Origin of the sequence: Frankia alni ACN14a (assembly GCF_000058485.1) — a bacterium.
Classification (GTDB): Bacteria; Actinomycetota; Actinomycetes; order Frankiales; family Frankiaceae; genus Frankia; species Frankia alni.
The window spans coordinates 3,023,133-3,045,652 of the sequence record NC_008278.1 but is presented as its reverse complement, the minus strand read 5'-3'; the positions used below and the strand labels follow the sequence as shown (position 1 = coordinate 3,045,652).

At 70.4% G+C, this 22,520-nt stretch carries 20 protein-coding genes; 15 read left to right on the top strand and 5 right to left on the bottom strand.

The features are described 5' to 3' along the window. Nucleotides 1-64: 64 nt before the first annotated feature. Nucleotides 65-583, bottom strand: coding sequence for an SRPBCC family protein (locus FRAAL_RS12300; RefSeq protein WP_011603974.1), 519 nt, complete (start codon nt 581-583; stop codon nt 65-67). A gap of 398 nt (nt 584-981) precedes the next feature. Between FRAAL_RS12300 and FRAAL_RS12295 the strand changes: the two genes are divergently transcribed. The 7 genes from FRAAL_RS12295 to FRAAL_RS34845 all read left to right on the top strand — a co-directional run bounded on the left by FRAAL_RS12295 (nt 982) and on the right by FRAAL_RS34845 (nt 9,102). Continuing rightward, complete coding sequence (locus tag FRAAL_RS12295) at nt 982-1,965, top strand: ABC transporter permease (protein ID WP_041939229.1); 984 nt, start codon at nt 982-984, stop codon at nt 1,963-1,965. Between the two features lie 124 nt (nt 1,966-2,089). Continuing rightward, the gene (locus tag FRAAL_RS12290) at nt 2,090-3,877 is read left to right on the top strand and encodes an ABC transporter substrate-binding protein (protein ID WP_011603972.1); all 1,788 of its coding nucleotides are present in this window, start codon (nt 2,090-2,092) and stop codon (nt 3,875-3,877) included. Nucleotides 3,878-3,962: 85 nt separating this feature from the next. Continuing rightward, nucleotides 3,963-4,964 (top strand): ABC transporter permease, encoded by a 1,002-nt coding sequence (locus tag FRAAL_RS12285; RefSeq protein WP_011603971.1) that lies wholly within the window; start codon nt 3,963-3,965, stop codon nt 4,962-4,964. Continuing rightward, nucleotides 4,961-6,004 carry an ABC transporter ATP-binding protein gene (locus FRAAL_RS12280; protein ID WP_011603970.1) on the top strand — a complete coding sequence of 348 codons (1,044 nt, stop codon included), beginning with the start codon at nt 4,961-4,963 and terminating at the stop codon, nt 6,002-6,004. Before FRAAL_RS12285 ends, FRAAL_RS12280 begins: the two co-directional genes overlap by 4 nt. Beyond that, a complete protein-coding gene (locus FRAAL_RS12275; protein WP_011603969.1) occupies nt 6,001-7,056 on the top strand; it encodes an ABC transporter ATP-binding protein in 1,056 nt (351 codons plus the stop codon). The genes FRAAL_RS12280 and FRAAL_RS12275 overlap by 4 nt, the downstream gene beginning before the upstream one ends. Nucleotides 7,057-7,235: 179 nt before the next feature. Continuing rightward, the gene (locus FRAAL_RS30430; protein WP_011603967.1) at nt 7,236-8,672 is read left to right on the top strand and encodes a recombinase family protein; all 1,437 of its coding nucleotides are present in this window, start codon (nt 7,236-7,238) and stop codon (nt 8,670-8,672) included. A 292-nt stretch (nt 8,673-8,964) separates the two neighbouring features. Beyond that, the gene (locus FRAAL_RS34845) at nt 8,965-9,102 is read left to right on the top strand and encodes a hypothetical protein (protein WP_231861617.1); all 138 of its coding nucleotides are present in this window, start codon (nt 8,965-8,967) and stop codon (nt 9,100-9,102) included. 1,347 nt (nt 9,103-10,449) lie between these two features. On the opposite strand, the gene FRAAL_RS12260 is transcribed toward FRAAL_RS34845, so the two are convergent. Next, entirely contained in the window at nt 10,450-11,922 is a 1,473-nt protein-coding gene (locus FRAAL_RS12260) for an NsdA family TPR-like regulatory protein (protein WP_011603964.1), read from the bottom strand. A 402-nt stretch (nt 11,923-12,324) separates the two neighbouring features. Between FRAAL_RS12260 and FRAAL_RS12255 the strand changes: the two genes are divergently transcribed. From FRAAL_RS12255 to FRAAL_RS12235, 5 genes are all read left to right on the top strand, one after another. Beyond that, nucleotides 12,325-12,678 (top strand): DUF397 domain-containing protein, encoded by a 354-nt coding sequence (locus FRAAL_RS12255; protein WP_157734230.1) that lies wholly within the window; start codon nt 12,325-12,327, stop codon nt 12,676-12,678. Further along, entirely contained in the window at nt 12,671-12,868 is a 198-nt protein-coding gene (locus FRAAL_RS12250; protein ID WP_041939227.1) for a hypothetical protein, read from the top strand. Before FRAAL_RS12255 ends, FRAAL_RS12250 begins: the two co-directional genes overlap by 8 nt. Continuing rightward, a complete protein-coding gene (locus FRAAL_RS12245; protein WP_011603961.1) occupies nt 12,865-13,371 on the top strand; it encodes a hypothetical protein in 507 nt (168 codons plus the stop codon). Before FRAAL_RS12250 ends, FRAAL_RS12245 begins: the two co-directional genes overlap by 4 nt. Nucleotides 13,372-13,707: 336 nt before the next feature. Next, a complete protein-coding gene (locus tag FRAAL_RS12240) occupies nt 13,708-14,289 on the top strand; it encodes a hypothetical protein (protein WP_011603960.1) in 582 nt (193 codons plus the stop codon). Between the two features lie 390 nt (nt 14,290-14,679). Further along, nucleotides 14,680-16,065 (top strand): replication initiator, encoded by a 1,386-nt coding sequence (locus FRAAL_RS12235; protein ID WP_306281143.1) that lies wholly within the window; start codon nt 14,680-14,682, stop codon nt 16,063-16,065. 120 nt (nt 16,066-16,185) lie between these two features. Here the strand turns inward: FRAAL_RS12235 and FRAAL_RS34840 are convergent, their stop codons facing one another. Beyond that, on the bottom strand, nt 16,186-16,767 hold the full coding sequence (locus FRAAL_RS34840) for a DUF222 domain-containing protein (protein WP_011603958.1): 582 nt from the start codon (nt 16,765-16,767) through the stop codon (nt 16,186-16,188). A 169-nt stretch (nt 16,768-16,936) separates the two neighbouring features. Between FRAAL_RS34840 and FRAAL_RS12225 the strand changes: the two genes are divergently transcribed. From FRAAL_RS12225 to FRAAL_RS12215, 3 genes are all read left to right on the top strand, one after another. Beyond that, a complete protein-coding gene (locus FRAAL_RS12225) occupies nt 16,937-18,151 on the top strand; it encodes an enoyl-CoA hydratase/isomerase family protein (RefSeq protein WP_083866996.1) in 1,215 nt (404 codons plus the stop codon). A 205-nt stretch (nt 18,152-18,356) separates the two neighbouring features. Beyond that, a complete protein-coding gene (locus FRAAL_RS12220) occupies nt 18,357-19,208 on the top strand; it encodes an alpha/beta fold hydrolase (RefSeq protein ID WP_011603956.1) in 852 nt (283 codons plus the stop codon). Nucleotides 19,209-19,217: 9 nt separating this feature from the next. Continuing rightward, entirely contained in the window at nt 19,218-19,754 is a 537-nt protein-coding gene (locus FRAAL_RS12215; protein WP_011603955.1) for a carbonic anhydrase, read from the top strand. 49 nt (nt 19,755-19,803) lie between these two features. On the opposite strand, the gene cobF is transcribed toward FRAAL_RS12215, so the two are convergent. Both cobF and FRAAL_RS12205 read right to left on the bottom strand, forming a co-directional pair. After that, the gene (gene cobF / locus FRAAL_RS12210) at nt 19,804-20,652 is read right to left on the bottom strand and encodes a precorrin-6A synthase (deacetylating) (protein ID WP_041940454.1); all 849 of its coding nucleotides are present in this window, start codon (nt 20,650-20,652) and stop codon (nt 19,804-19,806) included. A 20-nt stretch (nt 20,653-20,672) separates the two neighbouring features. Beyond that, complete coding sequence (locus FRAAL_RS12205) at nt 20,673-22,460, bottom strand: FAD-binding oxidoreductase (RefSeq protein ID WP_011603953.1); 1,788 nt, start codon at nt 22,458-22,460, stop codon at nt 20,673-20,675. Nucleotides 22,461-22,520: the final 60 nt, after the last annotated feature.

Sequence of the window (22,520 nt, the reverse complement as noted above, 5' to 3'; positions counted from 1 at the left end):
CCCGGCGGGCCCGACGCCCGCCCAGCGGGCTTGACGCCCGCCCAGCGGACCCGGGCCGGTGCCGTCAGGGAGCGGCGGGCACCGGGGCGCCGCCGGGCAGGCCGGCCGCCAGATGGGCCTCGTAGGACGGCCGCCAGGCCGCCGCCGCGGCGAGTCCGTGCGGGCCGTCGCCGGGCCGGTCCGCGACGGCCCGGTCGAGCTCGCCGAGGCAGACCGCCCAGCCGGCGGCATTGCGCGCGGCGGCGGATCGGTCGTCGAGCACGTTGACGAGCACGAGCCGGGTGGCCGCCTCGCCGACCGGTTCGAGTGTCAGGTGCAGCTCGTCGCCGCCCCAGGTGAACGCCAGCCGGCGCGGCGGTTCGAAGGCCAGCACCCGCCCGGACATGTCCGCGAGACGGGGGTCACCGAAGAAGGTGACGACGCCACCAGCCTGCGGCTCGACCGTCACCCGCGAGGGGAACCAGAAGGCGAGCTCGGCCGGGTCGCTCACCGCCCGCCAGACCCGCTGCGGCGGCCGTGGGTAGACGCGTTCGAACCGCACCGCGGGTCGGCCGTCCTGCTCGAAGAAGCAGCCGAGATCCATCAGGTCTCCTCCGTCGGGCCGTGGGTGTCGTGGATCACCGGACCTGGACATGCTCCCACCCACGACCCGAGCTGGTCGCCCTCGACCGCGGGGCGCGGAGGACACACGGAGGTGACCCGCCGCGCCACGACGGGCGTCCGGTCTGCCCTTTGTGACCGATACGGGTGGATGTGGCACCGGGGCTGCGCGGGTGATCGACACGCCGCGGTTACATCGGTGTCTTCGAAGCATGTCCGGAGAGAATCCGATGATGTCGGCGGCGCGCGCCATGTAGCGAATGCGAAAAGTTTCCGGGTCAACTACCGTCCACGGCTATTCATCACCACCGCGGCTGGTTAGCGTTCCCGCGACCGCATCGGGCAGACGAATTCGCGGCCAGGATGGGTGGTGGTGGGACGATGACGGCTCCGCCGGGCGAGATGATGGTCGATTCCGTTGCCGCCCCGGCCGTCGTTCCGACGGAGGGTCGCTCGCTGTGGCGATCCGGATGGATCAGACTGAGGCGCGACAAACCGGCGGTGACCAGCGGAATCTTCCTGATCCTCCTCGCGCTGATCGCCATATTCGCGCCGGTCATCGTCGCGCTGCTGGGGCATCCGCCGAACGAGCCGCACTACGACCTTCTTGATCCGAACACCGCCGCGCCGCGGGGGCGGTTCGGCGGGATGAGCTGGCATTATCTGCTCGGGGTGGAGCCGGTCAACGGCCGGGACATCTTCAGCCGGACCGTCTACGGCGCGCGGGTGTCGCTGCTGGTGGCGCTGCTGGCGACCGCGACGGCGGTCATCATCGGCACCGTTCTCGGGATGCTCGCCGGCTATCTCGGCGGGCTGTGGGACACGATCATCGCCCGGCTGATGGACCTGCTGCTGTCGGTGCCGTCGGTGCTGTTCGCGATCGCGATCGTGGCGGTGATTCCGAACAAGGCGTTCGGCTTGTCGGGCTCGGGGCTGCGTATCGCGGTGCTGGTCTTCGTCATCGGGATATTCGCCTGGCCGTACATCGGGCGCATCGTCCGCGGGCAGGTGCTGTCACTACGGGAAAGGGAGTTCATCGAGGCGTCCCGCTCGCTCGGTGCGGGGACGTTCACGGTGATGTTCCGGGAGCTGCTCCCGAACGTCGCGGCGCCGGTGCTCGTCTACGCGACGCTGCTCATTCCCACGAACATTCTCAACGAGGCGGCGCTGTCCTATCTCGGGGTCGGGGTGCGACCACCGACGGCCTCCTGGGGTGACTCCCTGGCCGTCGCCTCGCACGGCTGGTACAGCATCGAGCCGATCTTCATGCTGGCCCCGGGCCTGGCGATCTTCGCCACCGTGCTCACGTTCAACCTGCTCGGCGACGGGCTACGCGACGCCTTCGACCCGCGCGGCGGCCGGTGATCGCGTCCCACCCACGGCGCCGCCGCGGCGCTGCTCGCCGGCTTCCCGCGCCGGTCATCTCGCGGGACATCCGGGCCGACCCGCCCGCGACACGGCGGGCCCGGCACACGTGTGAGGGAGATACATGAAACGGCGTGCACATCTCATCCGGATGGGGGCGCTCGCCGCCGCCGCCGGGCTGGTGCTGGCGGCCTGCGGCGGCAGCAGCGGGGGCGGCGGCTCCAGCGGCGGTGCGGCCGGCGGCGGCGCGACCTCGTCGTCGGGAAGCGGTGCGTCGGAGGGGGCCAGCGACGCGGTCCTGCACACCTCCGACAAGTCCGGCGGGACGCTGCGCGCCCTCAACGACTCCGACTGCGACTACTGGGACCCCGCCCGCACGTACTACGCGAACTGCTGGGACCAGCAGCGGTGGATCTCCCGCCAGCTCGTCACCTACGTCCCACAGCCGGGCACGCCCAAGCTCACCGGTGACCTGGCCACCGCCGTGCCGAGCTCGTCGGACCTGAAGACCTGGACGTACACGCTCAAGGACGGGCTGAAGTTCTCCGACGGCACGCCGATCACGTCGAAGGACATCAAGTACGCCGTCGAGCGGGTCTTCGCCACCGACGTCATCAACGGCGGCCCGACCTACCTCATCGACTACCTCGACGACCCCAAGGCCCCCTACCCGGGCCCCTACAAGGACACCGACCCGAACAAGCTGGGCCTGAAGTCGGTCGAGACCCCGGACGACAAGACGATCACCTTCCACCTGAACAAGCCGTTCGCGGACTGGAACTTCGTCATGGCGCTGCCGGGCGTCACCCCGGTGCCGAGGGCGAAGGACACCGGCGCGAACTACACGTTCAAGCCGGTCTCCTCGGGCCCCTACCAGATCGAGAAGTACACCCCGAACAAGATCATCACCTTCGTCCGCAACCCGCACTGGGACCCGAGGACGGACACGGTGAACAAGGCGCTGCCGGACCGTATCGAGGTCACGATGGGCCTCGACCTCGACGACATCGACAACCGCCTGCTGGCCAACAGCGCCGACTTCTACGTCGGCCAGACCGGCGTGCAGATCAGCGCCCAGAACAAGATTCTGGGTGATCCGTCGCTACGCAAGGACCGGACCACCAACGACGTCACCGGCTTCATCCGCTACCTGTCGGTGATGACGAAGGTCAAGCCGTTCGACAACATCCACTGCCGCAACGCCGTCGCCTACGCCCTCGACAAGACCGCCCAGCAGCTCGCCCGCGGCGGCCCGGTCGGCGGCGGCGCGGTCGCCACGACGATGCTCACCCCGCCGCTGAAGTACTACACATCCTTCGACCTGTTCCCGACCCCCGGCAGCAAGGGCGACGTCGCCAGGGCCAAGCAGGAGCTCACCGCCTGCGGCCAGCCGAACGGCTTCTCCACCACACTGGCCAGCCGCAGCAACGGCAAGGAGGTCGCGCAGGCCGAGGCGGTCCAGGCGTCGCTGGCGAAGATCGGCATCAAGGTGACGATCAACAAGAGCGCCCCGTCGCAGTACTTCTCCTCGACGATCGGCATCCCGGCCAACGTCCACAAGAACGGCATCGGCCTGGCGATGGCCGCCTGGGGCCCGGACTGGCCGACGCCGTACGCGATGCTGAGCTCCATCGTCGACGGCCGCAAGATCCTCGCCGCCGGCAACAGCAACTACGCCGAGCTCAACGACCCGACGGTCAACGCCGGCCTCGACGCGGGCACCGCCACCACCGACGAGGCCAAGGCCCAGCAGGCCTGGACCGACACCGACAGGGCGATCGTGAAGTCCGCCGCCTACGTTCCGCTGGTCTACGACAAGGCGCTGAACCTGTTCAGCGACCGCACCACGAACATCTACTTCACCTCCGCGTACGGCATGGCGGACTTCGCCCAGTTCGGCGTCGTCAAGTGACTGACCGGGTCCGCGTCGGCGGTGCTCCACCGCGGGTTGTCGCCGACGCGGGCCCGGTCTCCACCCACTGTTCGAGGGAGGTGACGTGGCCAGGTTCATCCTGGGCCGGCTGATCGGCGGCATCGTCATCCTGTGGCTGGTCAGCGTGCTCGCCTTCGTGCTGTTCTTCGTCGTCCCGAAGGCGCTGGGCAACAATCCGGCGGTGCTGTTCGCCGGGCGCAGCCCGGACCCCGCCACCATCGCCGGGGTGACGAGGAAACTCGGCCTGGACCGCTCGTACGTCGACCAGTACTGGGCTTTCCTGCGGGGCGTCTTCGTCGGCCGTCACTTCGACTCCGGCGCGGATCGAAGCTGGTGCCCGGCGCCGTGCCTGGGCTATTCGTTCCGCAACGACCAGCCGGTGTGGTCTCAGATCGTCGACGCGCTGCCGGTGACGGCCTCGCTGTCCTTCGGCGCGGCCGTGCTGTTCCTCGTCGTCGGCGTGAGCACCGGGGTGTTCTCGGCGGTGCGTCGCGGCGGCCTGTTCGACCGGATCGCGGCCGCGGTGTCGCTGGCCGGTGTGTCGCTGCCGGTGTATTTCACCGGCCTGCTGCTGTTGCTGCTCGTCAGCTACAAGTGGCACATCATCGACAACGTCCACTACGTGGACTTCACCCACAATCCGGCGCTGTGGGCGTGGAACCTGATCCCGGCCTGGCTCGTGCTGTCGCTGCTCTACACCGCCAACTACCAGCGGCTGACCCGGGCCAGCATGATCGAGACCCTCGGTGAGGACTACGTCCGCACGGCGCGGGCGAAGGGCCTGCGCGAGCGCACGGTGATCGGGAAGCACGCGCTGCGCCCCGCGCTGACGCCGATCGTCACCATCTTCGGCCTCGACCTCGGAGTGCTGTTCGGCGGCGCGATCCTCACCGAGCACACGTTCGGCTTCCGCGGTCTCGGCGCCATCTCCATCGACGCGGTGAACACCCAGGACCTGCCGGTGACGATGGGGGTGACGCTGTTCGCGGCCTTCTTCATCATCCTGGCCAACGTCCTGGTCGACGTCACCTACGCGATCATCGACCCGAGAGTGCGACCGTCATGACCGACCCGACCCCCAGCGGCACACCGTTCCTCCAGGTGCGCGACCTCACGGTCAGCTTCCGCACCGACGACGGCGTCGTGCACGCCGTGGACAAGCTGAGCTTCTCCGTCGAACGCGGCCGCACGCTCGGCATCGTCGGCGAGTCCGGCTCCGGCAAGAGTGTCACCAGCCTCGCGATCATGGGCCTGCACCGGCGCGGCCGGCGGGTCGCCATCGACGGGCAGATCCTGCTCGACGGCGAGGACCTCGTCACCGCGCCGGCCGAGCGGGTCCGCGGGCTACGCGGCCGACGGATGGCGATGATCTTCCAGGATCCGCTGTCGTCGATGCATCCCCAGTTCACCGTCGGCGAGCAGATCGTCGAGGCGTACCGGGTGCACAACCGGGTGAGCAAGGCCGCGGCCCGCCGGCGCGCCGCCGAGCTGCTCGACCTCGTCGGCATCCCCGAACCCGCGCGGCGCCTCGACGACTACCCGCACCAGTTCTCCGGCGGGATGCGGCAGCGCGCCATGATCGCGATGGCGGTCTCGTGCAGTCCGGACCTGCTCATCGCCGACGAGCCGACGACCGCGCTGGACGTCACCGTCCAGGCGCAGATCCTCGACCTCATGCGCCAGCTCCAGAAGGAGTTCAACTCGGCGATCATTATCATCACCCACGAACTCGGCGTCGTGGCCGAGATCAGCCACGACGTCCTGGTGATGTACGCGGGGCAGGTGATGGAGCACGGCGGCGTCGAGGAGGTCTTCGCCCACGCCGAGCACCCCTACACCTGGGGGCTGCTGCAGTCGATCACGCGGCTCGACCACCAGCTCGAGACCACGCTGCGCACCATCCCCGGCAACCCGCCAAGCCTGATCAACGTGCCGGCGGGCTGCCCGTTCCATCCCCGCTGCACCTACCGCGAGCTCGCCGGTCCCGCGACGAGCACGACGCGCCCGCCCCTGGCCGAGACCTCCCCCGGCCACCGGGTCGCCTGCCACCTGCCGGTCGCGCAGCGCCGGCGCCTGCTGCGCGAGGAGGTGCTTCCCACGCTATGACCGACAACCTGACCAAGGACCTTCCCGCCCCGCCGGCCGCCGCGGACGCCGGGTCGGCCGGCGGGGACGAGCTGGTGCGCGTCACCGACCTGACCAAGCTGTTCCCGGTGCGCCGCGGCAGGCTGGTGCGCCGCGGCGCCGGTGCGGTCCGCGCCGTCGACGGGGTCGGCTTCGCCATCGACCGCGGCACGACGCTCGGCCTGGTCGGCGAGTCCGGCAGCGGCAAGTCGACGACCGGACGGCTCCTGTCCCGGCTGCTCGAACCGACGTCCGGCTCGGTCGTCTTCGACGGCCGGGACATCAGCCACCTGTCCACCCGCGCGCTGCGCCCACTGCGCCGCGACATCCAGATGATCTTCCAGGATCCGTACTCGTCGCTGAACCCCCGGCACACCATCGGCGCGATCGTCGCCGCGCCCCTGCGCATCCAGAAGCAGGTGCCCCGCGGCGGCGTCCGCGCCCGGGTCCGGGAACTGCTCGAACTCGTCGGCCTCAACCCGGAGCACTACAACCGCTACCCCAACGAGTTCTCCGGCGGGCAACGCCAGCGCATCGGCATCGCCCGTGCGCTGGCCACCCGCCCCAAGCTCATCATCGCCGACGAGCCGGTGTCCGCCCTCGACGTGTCGATCCGCGCGCAGATCATCAACCTGCTCGACGGTCTGCGCGCCGAGTTCGGCCTGACCTACCTGTTCATCGCGCACGACCTGTCGATGGTGCGCCACATCAGCGACCGCGTCGCCGTCATGTACCTCGGGCAGATCATCGAGCTTGCCGACCGCACCGACCTGTTCTCCGGCGCGCTGCACCCCTACACGCACGCGCTGCTGTCCGCGGTGCCGATCCCCGACCCCGCCAGCGTCCGCCGCCGCGAACGCATCCGCCTGCGCGACGAGGTGCCCAGCCCGCTGAACCCGCCGGTGGCCTGCCGCTTCCACCCCCGCTGCTGGAAGGCCCAGGAGATCTGCCGCACCGAGGCCCCGCCCCTGCTCGCACGCGCCCCCGGCCACCAGGTCGCCTGCCACTTCCCCGAAAAACGCGCCGTCGTCTGACCCCTGCGACGTGCGTCAGCCGTCGGCAAGCCCGAGCGGGCCCCGCAACGCGTCGATCAACGTCTCGTGGTCCGCCGCAGATGCGGGTCACCCCGGCAGGCAGGGACCGTATCGCCTGGCAGATGACCACCGCGTGTCTCATAGTTCAATTAAGGCACAGCTCGTTTTAGAATAGTCCTATGACGATTACTGATCCTTTCGTCTCTGCTGGTTCAAATATCGGGCTGTTGCGTCCGGTGGGGTATGTGCGTATCTCGTTGGATCGGGAGGGCGCGGGTCTGGGGGTTGCCCGTCAGACTGCGGACTTGAACGATGTGGCGGATCGTCTGGGGATGCCGCGTCCGGAGGTCGTGACGGACAACGATGTGTCGGCGTATTCGCGGAAGCGGCGTCCGGGGTATGAGGAGGTGCTGTCCGGGATCGCGTCGGGCCGGTGGAACGTTCTCCTCATCTGGCATGTGGACCGGTTGACCCGTAACCCGAAGGAACTCGAAGAGATCGTCGATTTGGCGAATCAGACCGGGTTGCGTATCGAGACGGTCAAGGGCGGTCGGGTTGACCTGTCGACCGGTGAGGGCCGGTTGCATGCTCGGATTCTCGGGGGGTTGGCGCGTTACGAGTCGGAACATCGGTCGGACCGGATCCGGCGGAAGATGTTGCAGAACGCTGAGGCGGGTTTGCCGCATGGGGGCATGCGGCGTCCGTTCGGTTATGAGCCTGACGGGATGACGGTCCGCCCGGATGAGGCGGAAGTGATCCGCTGGGCGATGGGCGGAGTGATCGCGGGCCGTACGCTGCGGGCGCTGGTGGGCGAGTTGAACGATGCCCAGGTGGCGACGTCGACCGGGGTCCCCTGGTCGGTCACGGTGCTACGGAAGGTGCTGATCGGCGGACGGATCGCCGGGCTGCGGGTGCATCAGGGCCGGGTCCTGGGCCCGGCGGCGTGGCCGGCGATCGTGAGCATGCCCCGGTGGGAGCTGTGCCGGGCGGTGCTGACGGACCCGGCGCGCCGTACAGCATCGGGAAACAAGCCGAACCGGTTGGTGTCCGGGATTGCGCTGTGCGGCCGGTGCGGGAAGGTGATGCGTGCGGGTGGGAACCGTGCCGGGGCGCGGATGTACCGGTGCGCGTCGGCGAATCACCTGCGGCGCCGCGGTGATCTCGTCGACGATGTGGTGACCCGGTTCGTGGTCGGCTGGCTGGCCCGGGATGGAGTGACATTCGACGTGCCGGACATCGCGGTTCCCACGCATGACCTGCGGGCCCGCGCCGATGAGGTCCGGCTGCGTATCAGTCAGGTCGAAGACGCCCTTGTCGGTGATCCCACCGATGATCTGAAGGATGTTTCCGTGGACGGGTTGAAGCGGAACCTGGCCCGGTTGCGCGGGAATCTCGAAGACCTGGAACGGGATGAGAAACTGACGGCTCTGCCCTCGGCGTTGCACGGGGTGACGGCGGAGAATTTCCCGGGTCTGCCGTTGGACCGGCGGCGCAGCATCGTCGACTACCTGTGCAAGGTCACGGTTCTACCTACCAGTAAGGGTGGGCATGCGGGGGAAGAGTCCATCGACGTGATTCCGCACCCGGAACGTTTCCCGGCTGCGGCTGCGGCGTAGCGGCGTCGCCCACGACATTCCCGCGAGGAACGACCATGCGGGGAGAGGCAAGAAATAGGCGGCCCGGGACGGTGTTACCAGCACCAGCCCCGGGCCTTGATCCCAATCCTGAGTGAACAGGAGAGGAACCCGTGAGCATGATGCCAGAGGTGCGGATCGGTGGGGTGGCCGGTCAACGGTCGGTGTGGATCTTCACGCGCATCCGGGAGAGGCGGCGGATGTGCATCTTCCGGCGGCGGGTCCGCGGTTCTCGGTGTCGCGGCCGACGTTGATCCTTCCGGCGGGGGTGCGGGTGAGTGTGGCGTCGGACATGCCGTATGACGTGGCGGCGCGGTGGTGGGACTCGGTGACCGTGTCGGCGACGATGGCAAGCCAGTGGTACGCCTCGCACGTCAACGGCTGGCCCGGTGGGAAGCAGCAGAACAGGTAGACGCCAACGGCGCTTCGGACGGCCGGTAACCCTGCTGGGGTTACCGGCCGTTGTCATGTCCGGGCCCGGTGACCCGTCCGCGGGGCTGCCGGGGTGCTCGCCGATGCCGGCGGCTCGACCATGCCGACCCTCGGGCCTGCGGGCGGTCGGGGGCATGGGAGGTCCGGTGAACTGCTGCCCTGCACAGTCCTCGGGCTGAGCTGATCTCCTCCGTCGGTCGGGCGGCGCAGCCCTACCCCGGGTTCTCCCGACCGGGCAAGGGCGCCAACGACACCCATCCCGTGCTGGGCGCTGTGCGTCCCTTGCGCGGGCGGGAGGTTCCGGGGTAGCCCTCCGGGGACCGGGCGGCGGAGGCGATCAGCGGACGTCACCCACCCCGCTGCCCACGCAACCGGCGGCCCCTCCCCTCCTCCAGAGAGAGGGCCGGGGTCCGGGGCAGCGCCCCGTGGTTCAAACGGCGACCGCGAGCCGTCCCGCGCCTGTGACTGTTTGTTGTGCGGTGGCAGATCTAGGACGCTGCGCAATGGCTAGAATGGCGCACGGAGCGTGGCAAGGTGCCTCATCCATCGCGTTCGTCACCAGCCGGCCGTAGGTACGGGCCCGGCCGACGGCCGGTGAGATCCCAAAAGGATCAATATCCGACGGACGCAGGGGGAAAGGTGGACGACCCACCTCCACCGGAAGACGATCTTGAAAGGCTAGTCCTGGACGTACAGTCCTGGCTGACCTTCTCGGGGATCGCCCTCCGGACCATGGGCCGAGATACCTCCGCAAACATCGCGGAGGTCTCGGCAGCCATGCTAGGGCTCGTAGCGCGTGTCTGGTTTGCCCACCGGTCGCGCTAGGTGCCCCGGGGCCTCTCAGGTGTGCCTTGACCCGCGTGCCTGGGAGGCTCCTTCGCTGTCTGCGGCTACAGACAACGTCAGTATATGACTCAACCACAGCATCGGCAGTCATCGACAGTGACCGGTTGGGAGACCGATGTTGACGGCGTACCTCGTACTACAGGCTTGATCCTGACGGATCATGAACCCCTACCCGGTTCCTACTAGGTAGGCGGCGTCCCCACATCGCGACGGTGGTCACAGAATGTTACCCCGATGTTGTGACGTAGCGTAGCCAAGTCTGATGGCGACGCTCCGACGGGCCGACGCTCCGACGGGCCTGCGGGGGCGACGCCCCGGCGGGGTGCCGACCGGAGGGAGGCGGGGCCCCGTCGTGGTGCGGCGACCCTGCCGGCACGGCGGGTGCGTCGAGCGCGGCGTGTGCGGCGCGGCGGCCCGAAGGGCCGCCCTTGAAACCCGCATATAAAGTCTGCGATGGATCTTCTGTTCCTGTTTGTGCCGGTCAGACGCTTGTGGCTCCGGTGGCTGCTCGGAGGTGTTCGGCTAGGTCCTTCGCACCGGGATGGCCGGCGGCGTGTACCTCTCGGCAGACTTCGGCGAAGCTGTCGCCGAAGAGGGCGGAGGACGTCAGGGACGTCGCGTCGATCGCGTCGTGCGCGAGACGGACCGCGGCGTCGGGGTCTCCGGCTCTGGCGTGGGCCACGGCAAGGCTTGCCTGAAATTCCAGTAGGTCACGGGGCATATCCGGGTCGACATGGTCGATGGCGGAGCGGACGTGCGGGATTGCGGCGGCGGGGTCACCACTGAAGATCATAGAGACGCCGGTTTGGTAGGTGATGTGGTGGGCGGATACCCAGTAGACGTGGGGTGGGTCCTCGTCGGGCCGGGCCTGCGCGATGTGGTCGCGGGCTTCGTCGGCGGCGCTCCGGGCTGCCTGCCGATCCTGGGCGCGACCGTGGGCGACGGCGAGTTGTCCGGCGAGGATGGCGTTTTCGGTGGCGGTGAGCCGTCCGCGTGCGCCGGCTCGGGCTGAGCGGAGGAGTTCGACGCCGGTGCGGGGGTCGCCCCGTCCGCATGCCTGTTCGGCCATGCAGCGCAGGATGTTCGCGCCGATGCCGGGGTTGTCGGCTTCGTGGGCGGCGCGGAGGCCGAGCAGGTAGAACCGTTGGGCGGTGCCGTGGGCGCCGGTGTCCTGGGCGGTCCAGCCGGCCATGCGGGACAGTTCGGCGGCGATGGCGTGCAACGCTTTTCCGTCCGCCTGGCTGTAGCTGGCGTTGCGGAGGAGTCCGACGGCGAGCCGTAGCTGTTCGACGGTCATGCCGTAGACGGCCTGGCCACCGAGTTTGTCGTCGAGGCGGCGGAGGAGATCGACGCCGCTGTTCAGGTCGGCGATGACGCTCGCGTCGGCTTGGCGGCCTGCCAGGGCGGCGGAGATCCGCGCGGGGTCGGCGACCAGCCATTCATGGGCGGCGGCGGCCAGTGCGACGCCGGAGACGGTGAGGAACTGGCGGCGTGGGAGTGGGGAGGCGGTCAGGGTGGCGGTCACCTCCTCGAACACCGCGGGCAGCGTGCCGGGCTGCCAGAGCCGTTCCAAGCCGATGTTGGCTGGCACGGCGCCGGTTCTCCTATGGTGACCCAGCCGGCCGGGGGTTTCCACCCCGTCCCCGGTGAGCGACGGGTCACTCTGGCGGATGGCGGGATGGTGCGGGCCGCTGAGCTGGGGCGGGGCGAATCCGAGGGCGGATCGGGTGGTGCGGTACAGAGCGGCGTAGGCGCGCTGGTAGCCGATCCCGGGGTAGACCTGGCCGCGTTCGTGCCGGCCGATCATCTGGAACGTCGCGGCGGGCGGTGTGGTGCCGTCGGGGAAGGACAGGTTACGGATCTTCTCGGCGGTCTGTTCCATGGTCAGGCCGACGGCGTGGCGGTGTTCCCGGAGCAGGGCCGGGTTCCACTGCGGGTGCTCGGTCTCTACCACCGTCGCCCCCTGCCCGTGTGACCGTGTTGCGCCGTGTGGTGAGGACGCTAACGGATCACGAACGGTTCCGCCCCGTGTCCACGCGGATACCCGAAATCCGAATTCGGATCATGGCTAAATGGCTCAATCGATGACTAGATCTGGGCGATGGCGTACGGATGGCTCATGGATGACTAACCCGGGTTGGAGCCGGGCGGTCGAGTGCTCCGGTGCCATCTCCCCGCAGCGTGCATGACGTAGAGCTGGCCATGCATGACACACGGTTAAAGATGCTGCTAGCGGGTGCGCTGTCGTGCTGTCGGTCTGCGGGTTGGACTTGTGGTGACGGTTCCGGTCGGGTTGACCGCGTATCCCCGGCCGGGGCCGTCGTTCACCGTCCGGCGGGAGAGGGGAGGTTCTGGCGTGGGTGCCTGGGAGGACGAGCATTTCGCGCGGGTCGAGTGTGAGTTGGGGGTCTGGGGCCGGGACCGGCTGCTGTGGTTGCGGTCGTCGCGGGCCGGGCCGGGGGCGGTGGAGGTGGCCGCGGTGCCGGGCTGGTCGCCGGTGTCGAGGCTTGCCGGGCCTGGGGTGGCGGTGCGGCACGGCCGGGGTCCGATGGCGGGGGCGGCGTTGCTGTTCGAGCTGTCGGAGTGGGCGGCGTTCGTCGCCGGTCTGCGTAGCGGGGAGTTCGCGCGGCTGCGTCGCACGGCGCTGGCCTCTGCGCCGCACCGCGAGGGTTCTGCGGAACCGCGGCAGGCGGCGGCCGGCGATGGGTGAGGCGGCCGGTGCGCCGGTGCTGTGGTCGGTTGCCGTGTTGCAGGGCTCGGCCCGGGTGGTGACGGGGATGGTGGGCCCGTTCCCGACGCCTGGGGCGGCGGAAGGCTACGCGCAGGAACACCGTTACGGGGACTGGCGCATTGTGCCGCTGGTGCTGTTGCCGCTCCCGGTGGAGGTGACCGGCCCATGAGCGACCTTCTGCCGACGCAGGACGACGGGTATCACTCGCTGGTCGACATGGAGGTTCCCGACCGCAACGGGCTGCTGGTCGCGGCGCCGCTGTCGTACGACGTGGGCCGGGGTTGGGCGCCAGTGGAAGCGGAATTCATCCCGGTGTCGGCCGACCGGCTGATCGAGGTCGCCATGGGCCTGGTGGCCATGGCGGACGTGGGGATTGTCGCGATCCACTCCCAGGACACCGCCGCGGACGCTACCCGGTTGGCGTTCACGGTCGGATTGCGGCTGGGGGTGTTCGCCCGGCCGTTCGGACTGGTCCTCGCAGGAAAGGAACCGGTCGGACCTGAGATATCTACCCATGGCCGTCGGCTGGTCGTCCACGACGTTGAGGTTCTCGCCGATCCGGGGCAGGGGGTCGGTGTTCCGGATGCGGCGCCGTGGGTGCGCCGGCAGGTGTGGGAGGTCATGCCGGCTGGCCGGTATGCGGCGTGGCAGGCGGCCGGTCGCTCCGGCTGACCGAACCTGGTGGCGGCGGAACCCCTCTCCCCCTCGACCGTCGCCACTATCGGGAGGACCCTGCCCCTCCAGCGGGGTCCTCCATCCTCGTGACCAGCACCCGATTCGGCTGCGCACGGTGGAGGGCTGGGCCAGCACCGCGTTCGTCGAACGCGCGATCTTGGAGGGTGCGGAGTCGTCGCCCGACCTGTCGGCGCTGGCGTCTCAGTGATAAGGCTGGCACGGAACGACGCATGCCCCTACCCTCTGCGTCGGGTACATACGCCTAGATTGACCGATATCGATCACTTCGGTGAGGGCTGACCCTGGGCAAGGTCACCATGTCGGGAGGAAGCGGTGCGCGCGAACAGCCACACCTGGACGGCTCTGGGTGCCCTGCTCGCCGCCGCGACCCTTCTGGCCACCGGCTGCTCCGCGAGCGAAAGCACCCCAGAGCCGACCCCGACCGCCAGCAGCTCGACGGCGGCAACCACCCCCCCACCGGCCGCTTCACCGTCACCAAGTCCTTCCTCGACCTTCGGGAACACCGGGGATCCGATCGACGACGCCTACGAGCAGTTCTGGCTGGGGTTTCTTAACGCACAAACACTCGGCGATCCGACCTATCCGGACATGACCCGGCGCGCCACCGGTCAGGCCCTCGCCTGGGCCCAGGAAGTGGTCCGCGCCTACGTGGCCAACGGCTGGGTCCGCTCGATCAAACCGGGCTTCGCGCTCCACGAACGAGTCACCAGCAGATCGAAGCAGCAGGCACGAGTCACCGACGTGCAGGACTGGACACTGTGGCCACTGGTCGTCCGCAGCACCGGCCAGCAGGTGCCCAACTCGACGCCCCGCCAGTGCATTACCGCCGACCTCACCCGGCAGGACGGCACCTGGCTCGTCACCACGCTCGTGTTCACGCAGAGCGGGTGCTAGCCGGGGGCAGGGGGCATTCGCACCGGCGGCCGTGGGCCTGGCTGCCAGTCTTCTCCTTCTCCCGAACATCGTCACGGCGCTAACGGCCTCGCTCTCACCATGCCCCGCGTCTTGTGTGGCGGCTGGTCACGTCCGCCCCGGTGGGATGTCGTCTTCCGTCATCCTGCCCGGGGCTTTCCTGCATTGCGGGAACCCAAGCGTGTCGTGATGCGTTGATATGGGTGGCTGAGCTACTGCTATCGCCATTACTTAGAACGGGTCACGCCAATAAGACGGGCTGCCAATAGCTGGCCGGGCTCGGGGCGTCAACGACCGCCCTTGCCCGTTGACCTGTGTGCCGCCTGGCGTTAGCCGGGCTGGACCGGGTCCGCCTGGAAGCGGTATCTCCCTATGCCCCAGGGTGTTCCCGACTCTCGTGGTGTTCCCGTCGTTGCTGGTGGTTGTTCTTCTCCGATTCGCCTGACCGGTCATACCGATCATGTTGATCGGGGTTCCGGTGAGGTTCGGCGGGTGTTCTCGTCCGCTGGTCAACCCGGCGGTGTGGTGCATGTGCGGTGTAACAATCGGCGGGAGTCGGTGTGTCCGGCGTGCTCGCAGGTTTACAAGCGTGATGCCCGGCGGATTGTGCTGTCCGGGCTGGCCGGTGGCGGCGGGGTGCCGGACACGGTGGCGGGTCATCCGGCGTTGTTCGTCACGCTGACCGCGCCCAGCTTCGGCCCGGTGCATTCCCGCCGCTCGCCCGGCAAGGACGGGCAGGCGCGGGCGTGCCGCCCCCGGCGGGGCACGTGTCCGCATGGCCGGGCGGCGGGGTGTCATGCCCGCCACGGTGACGGGGATCCGCTGCTCGGGTCGCCGTTGTGCGCGGACTGCTTCGACTATCCGGGTGCGGTGGTGTGGAACAGTCTCGTTCCCCGGTTGTGGAAGGCGACCCGGGACGGCGTCGAGTCCGCGGTGGCCCGGTCGGCGGGGCTGACGGTGGCGGGGCTGCGCCGTCAGCTGCGGATCACGTTCGTGAAGGCGGCGGAAATGCAGGCCCGCGGCCTGGTCCACCTGCACGCCGTGATCCGACTCGACGGATGGATTGAGGATCCCGAGCAGATCGCGGCGCCCCCCGCGTGGGCGACCACGGACCTGATCGGCGACTGCCTGCGCGGCGTCCTCGCGGACGTGACGGTGCCCGCCCCGGACCCGGATGATCCGGCCGGAACGCGGGCGGTGCGCTGGGGTGCGCAGGTCGACATCTCCCCGATCGTCCTGGACCGTTCGACCGATGCCGGGCGGATTGCGAACTACCTGGCGAAGTATCTGACGAAGAGTGTGCAGGCCGGGGGGATGCTCGACCGGCCGGTGCGTAGCCTCGCCCACCTGGAGCGCCTCCCGCTGAACGCCCACGGGCGGCGGCTGGTCGAGACCTGCTGGCAGCTCGGCGCGGACGAACGGTATGCCGCAGCGCTCGATGAGGCGGCCGGACGGCTACCCGCGCGGACGGTGGGGCTGCTGCGCTGGTCGCATCAGTGGGGCTTCGGAGGTCACTGGCTCACGAAAGCCCGCCGCTACTCCACCACGTTCACGGTCCTGCGCGACGGACGGCGCGTCTGGGCTCGCACGATGATCGCCGCACAGTCCGGGCGGTCTCTCGTCGACGCCTTCGGCCGTCCGGACGGCGATCCGGCGACGGTCACCGTCCGGGCCTGGCAATACGCCGGGCGCGGCGGCCCGGACAGTCCACCACCACGGGTGGTCGGGGCGGGAAGCGTCCGCGGGGTGCAGCGGTGAACGGGCCGGGAGTACAGCCGTCCCTGTTCGACGACGTGCCGGGCGAGAACGACCCGGACCGGCGCGACGCCGGCCAGGACATGAGCACCGAAGGTCCCTGCTCGACACCAGCCCCGGACGTCACGCACGTCCCGCAGCGACCGGCACCGGCGGACGGGTGGGCGGGCGGGCGGCCCCCGGCCCGTTCGCGCGTTGAGGATCATGTGGCGCGGCTCCTCGCACGCGCCCCGCGGCTGACCGACCGGCAGAAAGCAGACCTGCGGCGGCTGCTCGGTCCTCCACCCCGGTGGGCATCATGATCGAACGGTGGTGCCTCAACCGAACTGTGAGCTGCTCGACCGTGAGCTCGCCGCTGGCCAGAGCCGCGCCGGTGGCCTGGCACACCTCGTGGACATCACGGGCGAGGGCGACCTGCCGGCGCGCCTCTCTGGGCGCGAGGGACAGCCGGTCCCGTAACCAGCCGGCGGTGTCCACCGCCCCCTGCCGCAGGGCGAACCCCCGAACCTGCGCCTCGACCAGCAGGCGACCTCGCGCGGCCGCCACCCGCCCGACCAGGCGGCAGACCCCCTCCATCAACGCCTCCAACTCGGCGTCCGACAGCCGCCAGGTCGCATCCGACAGCAACCCGTCGAGCTGCCCGCCGATCACCGCCAACCGGGCCGGCGGCGCCGGCCCGTCTTCCGTATCGTCCTCGAAGCCCATGGATCAACGGTAGGTCGACACACCCCCAATGTCGAACGTATGTTCGTCTGCGTGAACAGACTGCCTCGGCACCCGCACGGGCGATCCCTACCGTGGGCAGCCCTCGGCCGGCAGGATGGGCGGAATCCTCTCGGTTCCGCTGTTCCTCGACTCGAAGGGTGGCGCACCCATGTCCCCGCACGCGGCTGATGCCCAGCCCCTCACCGGATCGGCACCCGGATCGGCGCACGCCGGGCACCCCACCGGTCCGTCGTCCGGCACGGCATCGGAGCCGGAGGTGCTGGTGCGGCGGGAGGGCCCGGGCGGGCGGCTCGGACGGCTCACCCTGAACCGGCCGCGCGCGATCAACGCGCTGACGCCGACCATGGTCGGCCTGCTCGACGCGGCGCTGCGGGACTGGGCGGACGACCCGACGGTCGCCGTCGTCGTCCTCGACGGCGCGGGCGAGCGCGGGCTGTGCGCCGGCGGGGACATCCGGGCGATCCGCGAGGCGGTGCTCGCCGGGGCACCCGAGCGGGCGCTGGCGTTCTGGGCGGGCGAGTACCGGCTCAACGCCCGCATCCGCCGGTTCCCCAAGCCGTACATCGCGATCATGGACGGGATCGTCATGGGCGGCGGCATCGGCGTCTCCGCGCACGGCGGGGTCCGCATCGTCACCGAGCGGTCGGTACTGAGCATGCCCGAGGTCGGCATCGGCTTCATCCCCGACGTCGGCGGCACGTGGCTGCTGTCGCACGCCCCCGGCGAGCTCGGCACGCATCTGGCCCTCACCGCCGCCCGCATCGGCGCCGCCGACGCGATCACCGCCGGCCTGGCCGACCACTACCTGCCCGCCGCCCGCCTCCCCGACCTGCTCGACGCACTCCGCCGCGCGCCCGACCCGGCCGACGCGCTCGCCGCCTTCGACTTCACCGCCCACACCCCGCCCCCCGGGCATCTCACCACCGACCGCGCGTGGATCGACGAGCTCTACCGCGGCGACAAGGTCACCGAGATCCTCGCGGCGCTCACGGCGAGCCCCGTGCCGGCGGCGACCGCCGATGCGGCGGAGATCGGCGGCAAGTGCCCGACGTCGCTGGTCGTCACGCTGCGCGCGCTGCGGGCCGCGCGGTCCATGACGAGCCTGGAGGCGGCGCTCGACCAGGAGTACCGGCTGGCCGGGGCGAGCCTCGCGACGGCGGACCTCGTCGAGGGCATCCGGGCGGCGGTCGTCGACAAGGACCGCGACCCCCGATGGTCACCGGCGAGCCTCGACGAGGTCGACCCGGCCGAGGTCGACCGGTTCTTCGCCCCCGTCGACGTCGAGCTCGGCCTCGCCGCTGCCCAGTCCGCTGCCGCTGCCCAGTCCGCCGCCGGCCAGTCCGCCGCCGCGCCCGCCCGCTGACCCGGCGCCCGCCCGCCGACCCGGCGCCGGCCGGCCGTTCGGGTGAACGGACGGCCGCGGTGCTATCCGGCCGTGGCGGCGGCGCACCGTGTCGCCCTACCGACCCAGGTGGTTACGGAACGTTTACTGTCAGCCCCGGCGAGACCGCGCCCGGCCGCGCCCTGGCGGACGCCGCCGCAGACCTGCCGACGGGAGGACGATCATCGTGCCCACGATCACCACGCGGAACGGCGCCGAGATCTTCTACAAGGACTGGGGCGCCGGCCAGCCGGTCGTGTTCAGCCACGGCTGGCCGCTGACCGCCGACGTCTGGGACAGTCAGGTCAAGCTCGTCGCCGACCACGGGTACCGCGGGATCGCCCATGATCGCCGTGGCGGCGGCCGGTCCAGCCAGACCTGGGATGGCAACGACATGGACACCTATGCCGACGACCTCGCCCAGGTGATCGAGGCCCTCGATCTGACCGACGCCGTCCTGGTCGGTCACTCCACCGGAGGCGGCGAGGTGGCCCGCTATCTGGGTCGGCACGGCTCCTCCCGGGTGGCCAGGGCCGTGCTGCGGGGCGCGGTGGCGCCGCATCTGCTCGGCACCGACAGTGATCCGGGGGGCGCGCCGATGGCGGTCTTCGACGGACTGCGCGCGGGGCTGTCCGCGGACCGGGCCCAGTTCTACCGGGACCTCAGCGAACCCTTCTACGGCAACAACCGCGACGGCGCGAACGTGTCCCGGGGAACCCGCGACGGCGCGAACGTGTCCCGGGGAACCCGCGACGCCTTCTGGCAGATGTGCATGACGGTCGGGGTCAAGGGTGCCTTCGACTGCATCGCCGCGTTCTCCGAGACGGACCTGACCGAGGATCTGAAGAAGATCGACGTCCCGGTCCTCCTCTCGCACGGCGACGATGACCAGATCGTGCCGATCGAGGCCTCGTCGTACCGCTCGGTGAAGCTGATTCCCCACGCCACGTTGAAGGTCCACCCCGGCGCTCCGCACGGCCTGACCGGTCGGTTCGAGCAGGACTTCAACCAGGAGCTGCTCGACTTCATCGCCGGTTGAGGAGGCGTCGTGACCAGCGCGGACGATCTGACCAGACGTAACGCGAAGTTCGCCGCCGCCGGATTCAGCGCCGACCCGAGCATCAGTCCCAGCGGCAACCTGATGGTCGTCTGCTGTGTCGACCCCCGCGTCGATCCGACTCGCGTGCTGGGCCTCGAACAGGGCGAGGCCGCCGTGATCCGCAACGTCGGCGGGCGGATCACGCCCGCGACGCTGCGCACGATGGCGTTGCTCGGCGAGGTCGGCCAGGCCGACCGCGACGGCCGTCCCGCCGGCGACTGGAATCTGGTCATCCTGCACCACACCGACTGCGGCATGACGGACCTGGCCGCCTTCCCGGCGCTGCTCGCCGACTACTTCGAGATCCCCGCCCGCGACCTCGACGCCAAGGCGGTCGGCGACCCGGTCGCCTCGGTTCGCGTCGACGTCGGCATCATCGAGCGGGAGATCCGCGCCAGGGGCTTCCTGGTGTCAGGACTCGTCTACGACGTCGCCACCGGGCTGGTCGACACCGTCGTCGGCCCCACGCCGGTACGCAGCGAGTAGATCGCCGCTCAGGCGGTGGTGCGCGCTCCTCGCCCGGCGGGGCACCGCACTATTCGAGAATGTCGGCGTCGGCCGGTGCGGCGGACGGGCGATGGTCGGCGGGGCCGGGTCCGGGTCCGGCTCCGGGCCCGGGCGGGCGGCGGCGCAGCAGGTAGATGTCCATGATCCAGCCCTTGCGGCGGCGGGCGTCGGCGCGGGTGCGGGCGATGGAGCTGCCGACGTCGGCGACCCGGCCGTGCATGAGCATCTCGTCCGGCGTGCCGAGGTAGGCACCCCAGTAGATGTCGAGGTCGGGGTCGTCGAGGCTGCGGAAGGTGGTGTCGGCATCGAGCATGACGACGACGTCGTCGACCCCGGCCGGGAATCCCTCGGCGAGGCGCCGACCGGTGGTGATCTCGACGGGGCCGCCGATCCGGTTGAGCACCACCCGGTGGCTCGCGGCCAGCGCCTGCACGCTGGTGATCCCGGGGATCACCTCGTAGTCGAACGCCACCCGCCCGCGCGCGGCGACCCGCTCGACGATGCGCAGCGTGCTGTCGTACAGCGACGGGTCGCCCCAGACCAGGAACGCGCCGCAGCCGTCCTCGGACAGCTCGTCGAGGATCATCCGCTCGTAGAGCTCGGCGCGGCGGTCGTGCCAGTCCTCGACGGCGGCGGCGTAGGCGGCCGCGTCCGCGGGGTTGCGGTCGCGGCGGGGGTCGCGGGCCTCGACGACCCGGTGGTCGCCGGCGCCGAGGTGCCGGTCGAGGATCTCCCGGCGCAGCCGGACGAGGTCGTCCTTGGCCGGGCCCTTGTCCAGCACGAAGAACACCTCCGCGCGACCGAGTGCCTTGACCGCCTGGATCGTGAGCTGGTCGGGATCCCCGGCTCCGATCCCGACCACCAGGATCGTGCGCATGCCCACTGCCCTTCCGGGGACTACTCCCCCACCGGCCCGCCACCCGCACCCGCACCCGCACCCGCACCCGCACCCGCACCCGCACCCGCACCCGCACCCGGGATGATCTTGCCGGGGTTGAGGTTGTGGCCGGGGTCGATGCCGTCGAACAGCGCCGTGAGCAGGCGCACGCCGGCCGGGGAGATGTCGTCGCCGAGCCACGGGGCGTGCTCGACGCCGACCGCGTGGTGGTGGGACAGGGTGCCCGCGAGGTCGAGGAAACCCTGCTGGATCGCGGACTTCACCGTGTCATAGCCCTCGATCGCCTCGAGGGTCACCGGCGAGGAGTAGGCGAACGTGAAGTACAGGCAGGCGCCGGAATGGTACGAGTGCGACAGGTGGCACATGATCCAGCCGTCGACGCCGATCTCCGCGAACGCCTTGTTGGCCCGGGCGACCACGCCGCGGTACAGCGGGCCGAGCTGGGACCAGGAGGCCGACGTCTCCGACACGTCCGCGACCGCGCCCTGACCGAGCAGGAAGTCGCGGATGTAGGGGGTGTCGAACTTCTTCTGGTCGTAGAGCTGCCCGGGACCGGTGCCCACGCAGAGGCCGCCGTGGCGACCGACGATCTCGCCCACGAGCTTGCGCTGGGCCTTGACGTGCGCCGGCGTCCCCTCGAAGCCGATGAACGACAGGCACATCTGCTCCAGGTCGTAGTTGCGGACCCGGCGCAGGTACTGCTTCAGCCCGGCGGAGACCAGGCCCGAGGCGAGCGAGCCCTTCCTGCGGGTCGCGAAGGAGAACCGGGTCTCGTTCGCGTCGGACACCCGGGTGACGGTCGGGCTGGCCTCGCTCTCGGCGATCTCCCGCATGGCCACCAGGGCGTCGTCCCAGGTGGGGAAGAAGTAGCCGAGGATGACGCGTTCCTCGGGCACCCGGTGGACCTGCACCGTCGCCTCGGTGATGATGCCGAGCCGGCCCTCGCTGCCGAGGATCATCTCCCGCACGCTCGGCCCGGTCGACTGGCTGGGCACGGGCCGGGTCGCGAGGACGCCGGCGGGGGTGACGACGCGGACCGCCCGGGTGATCTCGGCGATGTCACCGTACTTGTCGGACTGCATGCCCGACGAACGGGTGGCGATCCAGCCACCCAGAGTGGAGTGGGAGAAGCTGTCCGGGAAGTGGCCCAGCGTCCAGCCCTGGGCGTTGAGCTGCTCCTCCAGGTGCGGGCCGAGCGCGCCGGCCTGAATGCGGGCGAGCCGGGCGTCGGCGTCGATCTCCAGGACGCGGTCGAGGCGCCCCAGGTCCACGGAGATCACCGGTCGAGTCTCCCCGCGCGGCGCCTCCAGGCTGCCGGAGATGTTGCTGCCGCCGCCGAACGGGATGACCACCGCGTCGGCGTCGAGCGCCGCGGCGAGCACGGCCCGCACCGCCTCCTCGCCGTCCGGGTAGACGACGGCGTCGGGCAGCCGGCCGAGGTCGGCGTTGCGGATCCGGACCAGGTCCCGCAGGCTCTTGCCGTAGGCGTGCACCACCCGCATGTGGGCGTCGGTGTGGACGTGTTCGGCGCCGACGGCGGCGGTGAGCGCCGCGCGCAGCGGCTCCGGCAGCGTCGGGTCGGGGATCGTCAGGTCCGCGAAGGCCGGCGGCTGCGCGGGCGGGCGGGTGATGTCCAGCCCGATGTTCGTGCGCACGAACGGCGCCAGGTCGGGCTTGTCGCTGTGGCTGAAGGAGACGCTCTCCCGGCCCCAACCCCACCACTTCATGTGCTCGACCAACGCTGGCTCCTCGACGACGACGGGCGTTCGGACGGATTCGGTACTCACGACGGATGCAGCCGGGGACGGCGGCGGGCGGCGGCGTGGACCGGCAGCGGCGGAAGCGCG